4 protein-coding genes are annotated in these 16,766 nt (G+C 46.1%); all 4 read right to left on the reverse strand.

Annotated features, from left to right (window positions below; all coding sequences use genetic code 11):
- Position 1: 1 nt before the first annotated feature.
- The gene (locus tag EZMO1_RS17220; RefSeq protein ID WP_034876817.1) at positions 2 to 11,443 is read right to left on the reverse strand and encodes a hypothetical protein; all 11,442 of its coding nucleotides are present in this window, start codon (positions 11,441 to 11,443) and stop codon (positions 2 to 4) included.
- A gap of 433 nt (positions 11,444 to 11,876) precedes the next feature.
- Positions 11,877 to 14,780, reverse strand: coding sequence for a hypothetical protein (locus tag EZMO1_RS17225; protein ID WP_034876814.1), 2,904 nt, complete (start codon positions 14,778 to 14,780; stop codon positions 11,877 to 11,879).
- A 26-nt stretch (positions 14,781 to 14,806) separates the two neighbouring features.
- Positions 14,807 to 15,721 carry a hypothetical protein gene (locus EZMO1_RS17230; protein WP_061509604.1) on the reverse strand — a complete coding sequence of 305 codons (915 nt, stop codon included), beginning with the start codon at positions 15,719 to 15,721 and terminating at the stop codon, positions 14,807 to 14,809.
- Between the two features lie 155 nt (positions 15,722 to 15,876).
- Entirely contained in the window at positions 15,877 to 16,680 is an 804-nt protein-coding gene (locus EZMO1_RS17235) for a coiled-coil domain-containing protein (RefSeq protein ID WP_034876810.1), read from the reverse strand.
- Between the last annotated feature and the right edge of the window lie 86 nt (positions 16,681 to 16,766).

Below are 16,766 nucleotides of genomic sequence, written 5' to 3' on the forward strand. Positions count from 1 at the left end.
CTTACTGCTCTTTTACGGTAAACTGTTGCATCAGTTTTGACTGACGCGTCATAAAGTCCACTTCTGCTTTCGACTCATCCTGAAGCTCCCCATAGAAGCCTTCCATTTTCTTGAGTGCCAGCTGCTTCCATTCCATAAGGCATTGCTTGAAAAGCGGAGCATCAGGTTTGGCACAAAATGTCCTTATTGCCTCATCATCTTTTTGTTCTTTCTTAAGGCGACAGGCTACACCAATCAATTCTCTCACCTCTTTTTCCGAGTCATACTTACCACTCAAATCCGGACTGCTGGCCGACTTCAACCTCGATTTACGGCTGAGATACGTGGATTTCGGAAACTGACCTCCCCTCGAAACAGGCCGCTCTCTGGGTACCCTCTCAGTCGTTGCCTCTGAACTGCCAAATAGCATGTCAGTAAATGTATAATCTTTATCAAATGTCCTGACTTCACTGGGTTTCGCTTTTGTCGCCGTTGTTTTCCAGACAATCAAAGAGACACTTGGATCAGGTGAAGCCTTGAAAGCTGTAGAGCCCGCTTCTTTTTTTGGCTTTTTGTTTGCACTGGTTTGCCCTGCAGCAACTTGCTCCTCATGCCTTCTGGCTGCTTCTTTTCCATGGTTCGTGCTGTAATATTGCAGCTTATGATTGGAGTTCTTTACAAATTTCGAACAGGCTTTGGTTACATCAGCAAGAATATCTTTTGATATACCCGGCTCCATTTTAGTTGACACCGATATGCTCGTTACAGCATCCATAAGCTGCTCATAGCGAGACCTCATTTCACTCTCCAGATTAATGGCCAAATCATCCTGAGAGTCTTTGGGAGTTGCCTCGCCATCAAGTACTAAGCGGAATTTAGTGATTTCTTTCAATGCCTGCTCACGAATTTTGCGCAAACCTTCCAAGTTGTAGATGTACTGCTTTGTTGATTTTCCATCCTGCGTCACTGCCTTTATAAGCTCGTTGACCCGGCCAATAAGGACCTGTCTAGCCTCAATAGACTTTTCATACAATTCTCTTCGAACCTTTTTCAAAGGGTCTGTCACTACCTGTTCCAAGCCTTTGCTTTCAATTTCCTTCACGCAACGTTCTATCTGCTGGGTGGCGTACTCTGGTTTAACAAGCCCTGCCACCTCTGACTTTTCTATTACGTTATCGGGAACACGCCGTGCACTTTTTTGCATTAGCTTTTGCGTCGTTTCGCGGAATGACTGCAGTATTGTGTGCTGTTCCCGCTCCCCTCCCAGCTGCTGAGTGACTCCATCACTAAAATTCAGGTTTTCGCACACTCCGTCACAGCCAGCTTGCAACCACTCATACTCTTTCCCGAACTGACGGCTGACATGGCTGCGAACCTGAGCCTGATCCAGTAGTTTTTCATAACGTTCAGTATCGTCGTTGTGCTCCCGGCTACCCATGGTGTCGAAAGCCACCTTGACCCAGACAGCTTTGGCTTTGCAGCTTAACTCCTTTAATTTCGCCAGATCATTAGCAAAATCGCCACGTATGCCAGCCCTGGACCAGTCAACGGTCTTTAGATGATCCAGCTGTTGCTGCATCCGCCGTTCAAAACTCTTTTCCAACTCTGCTTTGATCAGGTGCGGCGTACGTTTGTTATCACTTCTGATTTTCTTCTCTTCTTCAATGCTGTCACCAACATCCAGAGGGCTATTGACCAGAGCTTTTTGCACATCGTTCAGATTTTCCTGATTCGCTCCGGTATACCCAACAAGCTTTTGTCTGGCAACCTCAAGCTCACCGGTGAGTCGAATCAACTCCTTCTTTTCAGGAGAGTCGGGACACTGGCTAGCCACCGCATCCATATCAACAGGGACAATCAGTTTCTGCAGACTGGTTGGAGTAGAGCTTCGCATTAATCTGCCCACCTGCTGCGCAGCCGCATCCATTCTTCCTTGCTTGCCCTGTTCTATCAGCCCAATATAAACCCCTACAGAACTGCCCTGTGGCTTCTCTGGCCCTGCCTGTGGTGCATTGGTGCCTTCAGACTGTTCCAGCGTAAAGTAAACATCTTTTCCCGCACCCCCTTCCTGCCGCATCATGGCTTCTTCTTCAGGCAGTACTGTAGCCCCGTTCTCCTGACCATAGCGAGGATCACCGTCGATAAACTGCTGCATCTCTTTTTGTGGGTTATAAAACAGCATACCCCGGGCTTTTTGAGCACCAGCAGGGTCAAACGCCTTTCTGGCTGTTTTCATGTCTTCATAGAAGGCTTTCGCTTTCTCAACCGTGTTTTTACCCGACTCGGTGCCATCAAACACCAGCAACGAGCGCTCGGTACCCACTTTGCTCACTATCTGCTTCAGCAATTCTGGCCGGTTCGTGTTGGCAGGATCTTTAACAAAAATCGGTTCCGCCTTACTCATCCAGAAATTAAACCGTTGCTGTGTGGTATAAGGATCAGTATGCGCCAAAGCCTTAATGTCCTCAGGATTATCCGCTCTTGCCATAACGGCGAGCGCCTGTGTGGTTCCAGCTGTGGCGCACAATACATGCCTGCGTCTACAGCTCATCACATACTCATCGTGACTCTGGATAACCTTGTCCATGGTTAGTTCATAGTGCGGTAAAGCGCCAAGTGCATTTTTCGTAGCATCCAGAATCAGCTGTGGATCGTCCTTTCTGTAGGGAATCACCAGACTGACCCACTCATCAATAAAGGTGGGGGAGTCAGCTAATACCGAGAAAATAAAATGCAGATGATCGACTACTTTCTGTTCATAAGGCTCAAGTGTTTCAATCTTTCCCTTTGACTCAAGGGCATTCAAAAGATGCTTCAATATCTGAACATCTTTCACGGAAATGCCCACAGGTGCCTTACCTTCTTTCTCAAGCACTTTATAGCGGTCTTCTTCAGGAACATCTGGTGCCAGACCAAGCACAATATTTTCTATTTTTATTAATGTCTCTTCCGTCCACCACGCCTGATCGGGTTTTACAAAATCTTTTTCAAGATCAAGCCGTTGATAAACTTTGCCCTTCGAGGCATAGAAGCGAGAAAGGTCGATGTCCAGTTCTGCCTGGTTTGTCACCGGCGCACACACGATAACGCTGCAGTCTTTCTGCCCTTCAGCCAGTTTGGCTGCATGAGCGGTCAAAATCTTAAGGATGGTTGACTTACCCCAACCGGTACCTTTGTGAGAAACCCTGGACATGGTTTTATCTTCAGCGTCCTCAGCCATACAGTTCGTCAGTTGTTGCAGAGCAGCATCCACCTCTTCAATCTGGTTTTCTCTTAACACCGTGCCGGCACGGCGCTCAAAGGACAGCTTTGCAATCACATCCGTTGTCAAAGGGGTACCGCCATACCTTTCCAGCGAACGATGAATGTTGTCCTGCGCCGTTGCACAATTTGCCATGGCCAGATTAATTTTCCTGCAGCGACTCTCGTAAGCAGCCCGATCTCCGCCCTTATCATCAATCATCAAAGGCGCATCCGCTGCCAGCTGCTTCAGGTCACGCTTAAGCCCTTCCTGACGACCCAGAATATGCTGAGTCTGTGCCAGATCATTCTCGGCCAGCATCAGGTTGGCCACCTGATTAGCAAACTGACCATGATTACAATTGGCTGGCAGCCGGCCATTTTCAAATCCAGCCACCACCTGATCCAGAATCTGTCGTTCAGAATAATGTTTGAACGTGTTGAGGTCAGCAGCAGATACCTGTTGAACGATGGTCTGACGCAAAACCGCCATCTGTTCTCCCAAGCGGGTACAGTGATCACGGTTCACTTTCATCACGTGATCCAGCTTACCCAGTACATAACGCGGAGAACCTTCCAATGGCTCGCCGTCTACAGAGGAAGCAATACTCCCGGGTTTCAGTTCACACCCCTGAAACACAGAAAGAGGCTTGAAAACGCCTTGGCGAAACTCAGCCTGCTCTGCTGCCAGATCCTTCAAAACAGGATCATCCTGTTGCTTGAACCGCTTCTGACAGGCGCTGATAAAAGCATCACCCGCCAGATTAAATGTTGCATCAACGTTGAATGATGCATAGCGTTCAGGATCATACTCTTTCAGTGTTGCAGCACTTTTTTTCTCCTGCTCGCGTTTTGTTTTAATAATATTTCTTAACGGGTTCAGTGCAATGGTTAGCGTTTCAAGGTCACCGGAAGCGTCTACTGTTTCCATAGGTGCTTTAACTGCATCACCTGTACGACAACTTACATACAGTTGGTGTGCCTGAGCTTCACAGTTTTTCGGTAACCATCCACGATGAGTGCCCAGCACTGCTTTGACTGCCGTTTGTTTTTCAGTTGGCACATCAACCCGTTTATCAGGTCTGAGCTTTGTGACCTGTGATAAAAATCGCGCCTGCTGCAACTCTTTGACAGGATCGTCACTGATGCTTCTGGGTATCAGCTCACCGGAAGAATCAACCTCGTATAAAAAATATTGGGGCTGTTTTTTTGTTTTCTGTAGCAGGAGGATACCCGTATTGCCTTTTTCATCCCGAACCGGAATCCAGTCTCTCTGCACTGATTGCTTACCGGCGTCATGTTCAAAAGGGATCTTCAATTTAGGATTATCCAGTAATAATGAAGGGTCTACCGTCCAAATAGCGTTGGCCATGTTGACTTGCCACTTATTGCGTTTTTCTTCAAAAACCAGAGGTGGCGTACATTTCTCATTATGCAGCTGCATGTAACGCGTTCCGGTCACATGACTCTGCCTGACAACGGCGTCACCAGCACCATCAAAGAAGGTGTTGAACAAGGCATTGGTATTTTGACCAATGTCATAAACTCTGTAACTGCCAATATCTTTGGGAACGCCTGAAGTGGTATCGAGCAACTGACTCTTTGTCCCTTGTTTGAAACAGTCCAGAACCTCCCGGTGTGGATGAGCAACCAGCTTGCTGCCATCGTTCGACTGCCCCCTGAATGCTTCAGGAGTCCCTAGCAGCTTCCCTTCCTCAACCTGACAGCCTTTGACCTGATCAATCAGCTTTTGCCGCTTTGTCGTATGCTTTTTACTGGCAAAATTACCTTCACTTGCTGCCACACTGGCACTCACCAGCCTTGAAGCTTTTCGTTTTTTTAAGTCAAAATCACACGCATCGTACAATTCGCTGAAGGTCGGCACATCAATCAAACCATGTTTCTGCCGCATATCCCTTAGCCAGGCACTCGAAGCTGCCGGATACTGATACCAGGTTTTCTCAATCCCTGACTGCGCTTTGCGAGCACTGTTCAGAAAGGACAGAACATCCCGGGCAAATTCCGGTTTATCCAGTAATGACAGCGCAAGCCGCTTACCGGAAATGCCTCTGGGATCATTGTCATCAGGAGGAGCAAACTCTGCCTCATGCTCTGCTGTGTTTTGGTCGAGAATACTTTCCAGTGCAACCGCTGTATCAGCAACCTGCTTTTCCAAATAACGTCTGGAATTGGGTGAAAGGGCACGAGCCAGTTCCAGTGGCAAGCGCCCCGGAAGCATCCTGTTCAACGCTTCTTTGTAAGCTAATAGTCCTGCCAGCGCTTTTTCATCCTGTTCATCCTGAGACTGCACTTTGAGCTTCTGGATTTTCTCCTGAAACTGATTTTTCAGGGTTGAGCAGGCAGACTGCACAAGGGATGCTGCCGCATACCCGTCCAGTTCCTGCCGAATATTAGTGTCTGATGAATGCTGCTGCAGGTGACGAACTTTGGTTAAAACCCTGGTAGCCAGTTCATTAGGACGGTCTGAATCGTTTTCAACCAGACTTTCATAAGGCTTGGTGTCGGCATCAAAGCGATGCTCTGCCACTCGCTCCCGGGCACTTTCGAACACTCTCTGCTCAGCCTTGAACATTTCGGTTTTGCTATCAACCATCTTCAGGTATTCATCGATCACCATGGAAGAAGCCGATTCGCTATCCGTTGAATTGTATTTATTTTTTGCTGCTTCAATCTTATTCCTGCAACGAGTCAACGCTTCAATGATCCGCTGTCTCTTGCCTGACTGGGACGGAAGCTCATCAGACTGATAATGATAAAGCTGGCTTTCTTTTTCTATCCGGTCTCTTTCCTCATCAAGAGCCGTTCCAGCCTCAAACAAAGATATTTTCAGCTGATCCTGATGATCACTCGGTACCAGATAGTCTGAACGACCTGCATCAAAGTTCTTCAGTTCCTGAACCAGCAAGTCAAACTCGGGTGGGTTTACTGAATCTGGAGAGCCATCAGTGTCAGAGGAGTATCCAGAGTCGATACTGCCGGTCTCATCATCTCTACTGTTTTCACGAACCAACGGGCGAGTTCGGATGGTAAGCAACTCAAGCGCCTGATTCGCACTAATCAGTTCGTCTATTTTCCGACGGTCAGCCTTAGCCACCTCTATTTGAGTCACCAACTGTGCCTGCAACCCTTTGAGCTCGGCTTCTTTGACTTCAAGCTCATGTCTGGCATTTCGTTCTGTTTGCTCCAGCTTACGCAAGCTTGCATCAAACTCCCTTGCCTGTAATGCAGCCTTTTTCAGCTTGACTGATGTCTCTGACAGCTCATTCGTTTTTACGCCCAGCTGTTCACGATTAAAGTCAAGATCACTTTGTAGCTCCTGAACCCGCTCCTGCGCAGTGTTCAGCTTACTTTCAATGCCATCTTTCTCTTCCTGTACAGATGCAAGCTCTAGTTGTTTCGCAACCAGCTCTTTTCCTTTCGTGTTAGCAGCGGTTTCTATCTCTTTAATGGTTTCATGAGCTGTTTGAAGCTCTTTATTCAGTCTGGTTTCGATATCAGCTTTCGATTTTTCAACAGCCAGTTGATCTTCTTTTAACTGCTCAACCTCCTTGATTCGCTCCTGAAGTGCAGTCTGGCTTAAATGCAATTCTGAAGAAACCTTTTTGTACTGAGCCTGAAGGGCTGTCTGAGCTTCGGAACTGGTTGCCTGTAAGCTCTGAAGCTCTTTTTTTAGGCGGATTTCTTCATTCTTCAGATGTTCATTTTCAAGCTTGAGTCTATTGATCTCATCATTAGCCGCTGTATAGGATTGCTTTAAGCTCTTAATAGCTTCTTCAGACTGTTCGTACTGCTTAGTTAATCCCTCTACTCTTTTGTTTGCCAACACTGCTTCAGTTTCAAGGCTGGCAATTTTAAGGTCTAAATCACTCTTTTCATTAGACCAGGTGCGGCGTTCACCCTCAAAGTCTGCTGCCTGTTTCATTAATTCCGATTTATTGTCATTAAGGTCTGATTTAACACCATCAAATTCAATCTGTAACGCCTCCAGCTCATTTGCTTTTTCACTTAATTCATCAACTTTATGTTGCAAATCATCTTTCTCACTCTCTAATTTGGATTGAACCATATTAAGGCGGTCAATTTCTTCACTTCGCTTATTATTTAATTCACCCTTATCCTTTAGCTGTGATTTCAATTTCGCGTTAGCGTTCTGTTGCTCTTCAAGTTGGGTACTGACGGTTTCAAGTTCTGCTTTCGTCTCTCTTAATAGCTTGTTAACTTTTTCTTTTTCTGAACTAATTTCACTAATAGCTGTGTCAAGTTCACTAACTCTTGAATTTCGTTGAGTTAACTGATCATTTAATTCTCTGCGTGCTTGATCGTATTTTTCAACCAGACTCTTTTCGTGCTCGCCAAGCTGCTTAAAATCCTGATCAACTTTCGTTTTTTCAATTAGTGCATTTTTAAGATCGTTGGTCTTTTGATCACGTTCTTTCTTGATCGCTTTCACTTCATTCTGGAGCGCTACCACTTTACCGGACAGTACCCCTACCCCTTCCTCTCCCTCACTGAGTGCAGTTATCTCACTGTTTTTCTGCTTTATCTGTGACTGAAGATCATCTATCGTTCGTGCGTTTTCAGTCAGATTTTCCAGGTACTGATCCCGCTCAGCCTCTGCATTTTGTTTTTCAAGCTGAAGTGCTTCCTGATCTTCTTTGAGACTTGTAAGTTCATCGCCAAGTTGATTGGCCCGGTTCAGTTCTTTCTGGTAACCATCCGCTTTTTCTTTATGCTGTGCTATTAAGTCATTTAAACGACTCTCTACGACTTTGCGTTCTTCTTGTTCTTGATTCAATAATTTCTGAGTTTCTTCAAACTGGTCTTGCAGCTGCCTGAATTTATCTTCTTTATCTTTCAGAGAGTGGATATTGGTTGTTAGTTGGTCTTTGAGAGCGTTTTGATTTGTGATAAACTTCTGCCGCTCTGCTTCAGATGCTGTCTTTTGCTCTAGTAAATCTTCCTGCAGTTTCTTAATCTGTGCCTCTAAATTAGTGCGCTGCTGATCCCAATCCGCTTCTTTTTCTTTAGAGAGCGCTTCTTTCCCAGATTCAGATTCAGCCAGCTGCTTCTCCAGATCGAGCTTCATCTGGTCATATTCAGACGTTTTTTCCTCAAGCCTCTTATCATACTGCTCTTTTTCTTTTTCGAAATCTTTCTTGAGGGTTTCAATCGTATCAGCCGCTTCTTTTCGTTGGGTTTCCGCTTTATTAAGCTGATTTAAAAGTGCAACCTCTTTAGCTTTTAACCCTTCGAGTTCTGACTGATTTTTCTCACCGGCTTTTGTCTGCTCAGAGACAAGCTGTTGTGCGTTACCCGCTTCTTCGCGACTTGTCTGTAACTCGTCTTCGAGCTGTTTTATTTTATCCTGAGAAGCAGTAACCTGACCTTGCAGCGCCCTAATATTATCTTCTGCCTTACCCAGTGCTTCATTGGCCGTTTTAATTTCCTGAACTTTTCTGACCAACTCTTTTTCAGATGCGTCTACCTGTATTTTCCACCCAGCCAATTCGCCTTCACTTGTTTTCAGTTTTCCCTGAAGGTCAGCTATTGTTTTCTGTGCTTCACTAAGCTGATCAGCAGACTTATCAGATAATGTTTTGTATTCACTTTGGAGTTTCTGTAGAGCCGACTCTTTTTCTAATGCTTTTACTTCAGCTTCTTTTAGCGTCTTCTCACTCTCAGACAGCGCTGATTTTGTCTTCTGATCAGAATTCGATAGTTTACGATGTTCGTCTATTAGCTGATCATATTTCTTCTGCAATTCTGAAAGTTGACTACTGAGCTTTTCCTTACCGGACTGAAGTTCAGACAGTTGATCCTGAAGTGCTGAATTTTCATCCTGAGAGCTACTTTTGCTTTTCTCTAACCCAGCAATGCGCTCCTTTAAACCATAAATTTCATTATCATATTCATCAATTCTTTTGTCGTATTGCTCAACCTGAGCTTTATGTTTTCTGGTCAAGTCTTTAATTGCTTGCTCTTTATGCGCCAGTGCTCTTTTACTTTGATCAAGCAGGTTGTCTTTATCCTTGACCATCTGCTCCAGACCCACAACCTTTTTATTGGCTTTATCAAGAGACTCTTGCATTCCAGCTTTAGCTTCGGCAATACGACCATCAGTATCATCTTTAGCATGAGCCATCTCCTTTTTAGCTGCTTCTAGCTCCAAGCACCTTTTTTGCTCTTTAGCCAGCAGATGTTTTTGTTTTTCAAGATCATCTTTAAGGTGTTCAATCTCAATACTTTCCTTTCGCTCTCTGTCATGGAGTGCCTGTTTAGCCTTTTTGACCTCATCTTTGAGGGTTGACTCAACATCTTTAAAATCTTTCAATTTCTCTTCTAGATCTTTATTCAGTTTTTTTACATCAGCAATTTCTTTGCTTAGCTTTTCATTGTCATCTGTAGTCGCTTTCAAAAGGTCTTCTGACGTTTTCTTCTGGAGCTTAAGCTCTCTTTCTTTATCATCAACGACCTGTTTTAGTTGTTTAATACTGTCTTCAAGAACAGACTTTTCCTGTTGTACTGTCTTTAGAGTTGACTCAATGTCTTTCAACTGAGCTTTCAGAGATTCTTCCAAAGCTTCTCTGATAGATATATTTTCTTTTAGTGCGATTATTTCTTCATTCTTTTTACCAAGCTCTTCACTGACTTTGGATAATGCTTCCTCGGCCTGTCTAACCGCTTTATCACTTTCTGTCTTCTGAGTGACAAGCTCCTGCTGAGCTTTACTTAATTCATCCTTTGTTTTCTGATGCCCAGCTTCAAACCTTTTTTCAGCATCGGCCAACTGTTTTTCTGAAGTTTTTTCGACCTGTTCAAGCTGCTTCTTTGTCGTCTTCAGTTGTTGTTTGAGACTATCTTCAGATTCCTTTAAATTATCTATCTGTGAGTTTAATGCTGCATTTTTTTGCTCAGCCAAATCAAGTAAACGGTTTACTTCAGCCAGTTTATTTTTTGCTTCAGCAGCCGCCTGCAGGGATGATTGTTGTTCATCCTCTAACTCCTTAGTCTTTTGCTGCAGCAATTTTTTCTGATTATTGATTTCATTCCTGAATACATCTGCTTTACCTTCAAGGTCTTCTCTGGCAGATTGTGTGTCAGTCAGGGTTGATCTTAAATCTCTTTCCGTACGCTGTAGCTGATCAATAAAACTCTGTTGCTGATCAATCAGCGTCTTCTGTTGCTGGTTCTGATACCTTAACCCCCCATTTTCATTCTCCAGCAGATCATTGGCGTCCTGAAGTTTCTCCAGCTGCTTGTTTAGCCAATTTAACTCTGAGTCTTTTTTAGCTAATTTATCCTCTTTTAACTTAAGTTTGCGCAAAGATTCATTTGCTTCATCACTTTTATCAGCACGTGACCTTTCACTTTCCAATTGACTTCTGAGTGCTTTCACCTCATCGTTCAGCTCTTCATATTCCTGCTGTTTCTGCTTAAGCTGCCCCTTGAGAGAATCGATGCTGTCTTCCTTTGCAGGTGGGGGGGGTGGAAGGTCATCTTCTATAAAGCCAGGCTTAGCCCCGATATGTTTCTCTCCGGGCCTAATGCATGCAACATGGGGTTCTGGAGCAGCAAATGTTTTAGCCGCCTCATAGGGCCCGGTATACGCGTCTTCACCATAGACAGAGACTGACTCCCCCTCTCCGAACTTGCCCGGCACAACAGGGGGTAAATCGGTCGGAAAGTAATCGTTTGGTTTGAAGTCTCTGCTGCAATAGAACCGGGTAACTGCTTCCAGATCCTTCCGTAACTCTTGTAACTCTGCACTAAGAATAATGGCCCAATAAAACGCTTCAGCTGTTTTGCCTTCTTTTATAACCTCCCGTTTTTTTAATTCTTCACGCTCTTCAATGATTTCCCGCATGACGGTCGCCATGGCCAACGACAGTTTGACACTTCCCAGTGGAACCCGATCTCTGGTTATGGCGTTTAAATCCATTTGTTCCAGCGGTGGCGGGAGGGGGAGTTTAAGGGCCTTGTGTAAACGCAAAACCCGCTGTTGCATTTCATCAAATTTTCTGGCCGACGCTCTTAACAACTCATACTCTGTCACCCCCAGAGTTTCATCCCCATCGCTTGAATACATTACAAAGGGAGAATCCATACCGGGCCACAGATATCCAGGTGACTCTTCAGAAGGGGATCGTGGCGGGGTGAGAATCGGACCAGCACTTTCGTGAATCCGAATCGATCGGTCACTCATCGTAGAGCTGGTTGAGGAAGAACTCCCAGAGTATGTAGAGTATGGGCTCTGCATATAACGGGTAGGCGAAACCGGCCTGACCCTTGGCCAACTATTATTATCATTCCCATAAAACTTTCTTGGGATCTTGACATTTAAACTGTCTAGAGTATCCCAACCCGGACGCCACTCATCCATATTTCGCTACAACTCGCCTTGTTAACCTCTAAAAGCAGAAAACAAGAATAAGCACTTCTATCTTGATAGCGGAAAGGTACAACTGATGGGTAAGATCAACCTCTGCAATAAGCAGTGCCTACTGCAATAGCTAATACTCATAAAAAGACTGCGTAATGAGCGAGATAGCTTGTTCTCTAACTATTGAGGCTAGCAAGGGATAAAGCCGTGTTTTTCAACCCTAGAGATGGATTTTAAATAACAGGCTTGTTTGGAATTAGCGATCGCTATATAAGCCATCAATGACCATCACCTCTTCGTCACTATTTCGGCGGTGGAGGTCATCCACTAACTGTGAATACAGTATCGCCAGTTCCCGGTAATTGTCTTGGGACAGGCTCGTCCTGTCGAGGGCACTTATGGCAAAACTGCAAAGGCTATCCATGTTCAGGCTATCTGCAACTCGCCTATCAACCTGCCTTAATGCCTGCAAGAACGGAAATTGAGGCTGCCCGTCTGCCTTGACTTGCTGGCAAAGCATGTTCAAATGAAGGCGGATTAAAGGCATCCGGTATTCTTCATCCAGATTTTCAAGCTCAACCTGATGCCTAAAGCCTTTTCCATGACATGTTTTAATCAGATCAAAAAACAGTGCGGATAAGCAGGCTTCGGGCATTTTATGATTCAACTCTCCCCGTTCGCAGTTTTTCTGTTCACTCTCAATTACCGACCGCACTCTTTCTCTTAAAGACATCCTGTCCATCGTTGCTATTTTATGTGGCTGAAGCTCGGGGTAGTGCTGGGTCAGATATTGAAAATAAGCAGGATTTGACGTTTTCCACTGACGAAACACATCACCAAGAGCCACCATAATTTCACTGTCCTTCAAGCACCGGAAGGCTGAATACCCTAGTCCCAAAGCCTGTTTTAACTCAATGGATTGCGCCATTGCCCGAGCCTTTACAGTACCTACTTCTCTGTAAAGCAGCTTTTTCATCCAGGGGCCTGCAGCATTGATTGCTGAGTGAAGATATGGCCAAAAACCATGGTTACGTGGGCCTTTTAACCAAAGATGCACTTCCCTGAGCTGATCAACCTGTCTGGGATCAAATCCTTCCTGACACGCAACCTGACCTAACTCCGCCTCAACAATCTCTAGCATTCTCTTTCGACAAGCATGCGTATCACGGTGAACAACGCCCTCGTACATTTCCAACATACCTTTCCCGGTCATGCTGAGTGTTTCCATGGCCTGTTCGATGCTTGCAAACGCCGGGGTTCTCGAATCAATACAGCCCATCTGCTCAAGCTTATACAACTGACGATATAGCTGATCCAATGTATCGGAATGAAAGGAAAGTTCCCGATCCAGAGGTGGCAAAGCCTGATCTGGTTCCATCTCGAGATAAAGGCTCATCAGCCGCTTCCCTATCATACCGGCCTGAAACGCAACACTATCAGCATCCAGCTGGTCGCCTGCGTAAAATAACAGTGATCTGCCTATTTCATCCTTTGTTGCGTTTCTTAAAATTTCTTCCTGACGTATTTCAAGCTGCCGCATTAAAATATGAGCCTGCAAATCCCGTCCTTCAGACAGCCGGTAGCGTTTCCTGGAGTGATGCAAAGACGACTCAATGCGATGAGCCTCGTCAAGCAACTGTTGTTCGACTTTGGCAATGTAACTGTCCAGATCAATACCCTGCCAGGGGTCATATTCATCGGGTTTGATCTTTCCTGCAAACAGGTTTTCAAATGATTTTGATTCCTTGATTGCGTCGTGTGCCGCCCTGTTAAGAAGCCTCTCTTTCTGTGCCTTAATGGCCATCTGAAACTGCTGAAAATGCTCTTCGCTCAGCATGGTCAGCAAATCCTGCAAATGATAAAGCTCAAAAGCATGCAGAGTTTCAAGATCAGAGAACTCACTGCCAATCCATCCGGTCAGGTCAGCGTTGGGCTGGGAGAATAAAGAAATAATCTTGCCCTTCAACAGCTGGCTCTGGTTGAGTTTAAGCGGGTTCTGCGTTGAAACCGGTGCTGCACAACCTATTGCCGACTCCTGGGCAGCCTCACAGAACCGTTTGAGCGGTCCCTTGGGCCAGTTGAAGTTCCGTCGCCGAAGAAGGTGATGCGGCGCTATGTCCGGGTTGTCAGATCCCTGCTGTGGCACACTTTCCCTGATTGCAGAAGCTTGCGGTCTGTTATCCAGTAATGGCTTCAAACCAATACTTTCCGGACGATGGTATATTCTAGAGCCTTCAAACAAAGGATCGATGACATCAGACGGTCTTTCTGTACCCTCCTCAATCACCTCGTGCATTTCATCTCTTCCAGCCAGAGACTCATAGATATAATTAAGCAGTGTTTCCAACTTGCCCACGCCATAGCACCCGGCCTGATAGGCACCATGACATAACCAGCCCAATCCCTGACCACAGCAATGTATCAGCTGTGATGCATTCAACAGACTTTGTATAAACCGGTTCTCCCCGGCGACTCGCCTGCGGACTCTCTCACGAGCGATATCAGGGTCCAGGCGATTGGCTGCAGCGGTAATGTCTCGAGAAGTCAGAGGTCGGGAACCCAGTTGACATGCTTCATTCACAGCGGTCAGCAGCTGCCTGGAACTTGCCAGAACTTCCCTGCCTTCATCAAAAACAACTTGTAACAAGCGGTTAAGTTCTTGTACTGGTACATTCAAACCACTCATAGCCTGATTGACTTGGGTCACTGCACCTTGAAAACGAGCAAGAGCACCTTCGACACCAACTTTACCCACCCCGCTCCAGTCAGATTCAAGTGCAGGCGCATGCCCGGTTGCCAGTTGTACAGAATAAGCATGGAGACGTGAACCCAGATCAGGAATAATCTGCAAAAGATGCGTCGTCCTATGCAATACCTGCTCGATATCCTCTTTATCCCTGATTCTCCCCTTACAATTAATCAGGAACTCAGCGCCATCCATCAATTCACTCATCATAACTTCCAGTTCTGCCCCCAGCCTCTGGGGTGGTTGCATTCTGCGCCGGTGAACCAAAGGGGTAGCGGGCACTTCAAACTGCCGCCCGGGAATCAGGGGATCGGGGCTGAAAGAATAGGGTCCATAACGAACAACGCCCGGCCCGTCAACATGAGGGGCCGGGAGAAACGGATCATCGGGTCTGAAAGGGGGATCGACATCCATGTCAACGCACCATAAGAATCAGATCATTAACGATCTATCGGCAGGTGTTTCAGAGCCTGTCTGATGAATTGCCTGAATTCCGGCATCAATGCTTCCTGTATTTCCTGCTTCTCAGGAATGGAAAAGGTTTTCTGGTTTCCGTTCCAGATCAGGCGACAGAAGCCTCTGCGCTTGAACGCTTTATTCTTAACAAAGTCGTTCGAAACCCAATCCAGCTGCAAAACCCCAATATAAGGGGACACTGCTCTCATACGATCCTTATCGCCAGCTTTGGTCAGCATTCGACCATGCCGGGAATAACGGGTGTGGAGCATTGCCGGACTGTTAAACAGCTGAGCATTGGGCATCAGAAGGTACCCTACAGAACCATGAGATTTGGCCCATTGATTTAACCGCCCCCAGTCATAAAGGTTGTCACTGCTGAAAAGCCCTCCCACATTCAACCAACCTTTCAAGACACAGCCATCTATTTCTCTGGTCGGATTTTTTGGACAGGCATGTTCAACACTGCCCAGCAACGTCTGAAAGAATTCCAGGCTGCTTCCGGCAGATTCCAGTGCCAGATGCTTATCGAGGGTTTTATAAAGAGGCACACTGGCTTCAACATCCGGAGCCAGTGTGTACTGTTTATCGACTTTCAGTAATGGTAATAACAGGCCTTTCTGACCGGGGTCTGCCAAAGTCTTCAACATTCCCGGTGACATCTGGCACTGCCCCGTCACCATTACAGGGCTTTCAAGTAACGGAGAAATAGATTCAGGCAAGCCTGAAACCTGCCACTGCCGACTGTATTCCCAGCCTTGTGTGAATTCAGCCCCGGTGTCTTGCGAGTGACTGGCAGAACTCCCGGCATCAAACCAGTTCAACCAGGAGCATCCGGTCAGCAACACCGGAAGCATGACAGGCAGAAACCTCATGACTGAACGATATACTCTGGACATTACTTACCTACATCTATCCTTATTATCGTATTTTAATCTTAGATAGACCTTTTACCCGCAACGGCCCAAACCTTACAAACAAAAGTTCTGTGGTGAAGTGTCAGAAACCCGCCAGAGTCAACATCTGCAGCAATTCACACCGAGGCTTATGAGTATTACTCAAGCCCAAGTCCCTGCTCCGGTGGCTGGGTAAATTCACGCACCGTTCCCTCAAGCTGAAGAATCTGACGATTCACCTGCTGACGGAAGTTATCCATGGACTTAACCGCATCAGACTGATCGGCTATGCGCTGCTGCAATTCGACATTCAGCTTTTTCTGCCTGGCCAGCTCTGATTGCAATGCTTCCATTTCCTTCCGCATAGCCTGAAGATTAATCGTTACTTCGGACTGGGCAGCCACCTGTTCGGTGCTAATGGCTTTCAGGCTCTGACTGGCGTCCCTGACTTCCTTGTTCAGGCCCGCAATAGCCTTGTTCGCTTTGTCTGCTTCAGCGGCGGCGGCCTCTGCTTTTTTAGTGGCCTTGACCACATTATCCTTGTTAATCAGAATCCACTGACGATTACGCTTGTTGGACACATCCCATAACTTACGTATTTCAGAATTCACCACTTTTAACTCGGAACGAATGGAAGAATCACTCTGGTTCAGGTTTTCCCCCGTGGCCGACACCTCACCGGTCACCTGGCTCAGGTTATCTTTCGCATTTTGCAGCTGGGTCCGGGTTTCTTCCAGTGCCTTTTGCATCTCTACAAACTGCCATGTCCCCAAACCACCTATGGCAACTACCATCGCCAGTAACAGCCAGGACAGTCCATTGCCTGGTTTCTTGACGGGCTCAGGCACTTCCGCTTCTTTTATCTTTCTGGCAGTTCCTTTTGACTGACGGCGCTCGGGGCGCTCATCTGCCGAAATGGATAAGTCAGGAACGGCCTTTATTTTCTTGTCATCATCTCTCATGGGTTATCCATCCAGAATCAATCACGCCATTTTAGAAGAAAGGTTCTTCAGTCCCAAGAGACCCAGCTCAAAATAAACAATGTTTT

It is taken from the genome of Endozoicomonas montiporae CL-33 (assembly GCF_001583435.1).
GTDB lineage: Bacteria > Pseudomonadota > Gammaproteobacteria > Pseudomonadales > Endozoicomonadaceae > Endozoicomonas_A > Endozoicomonas_A montiporae.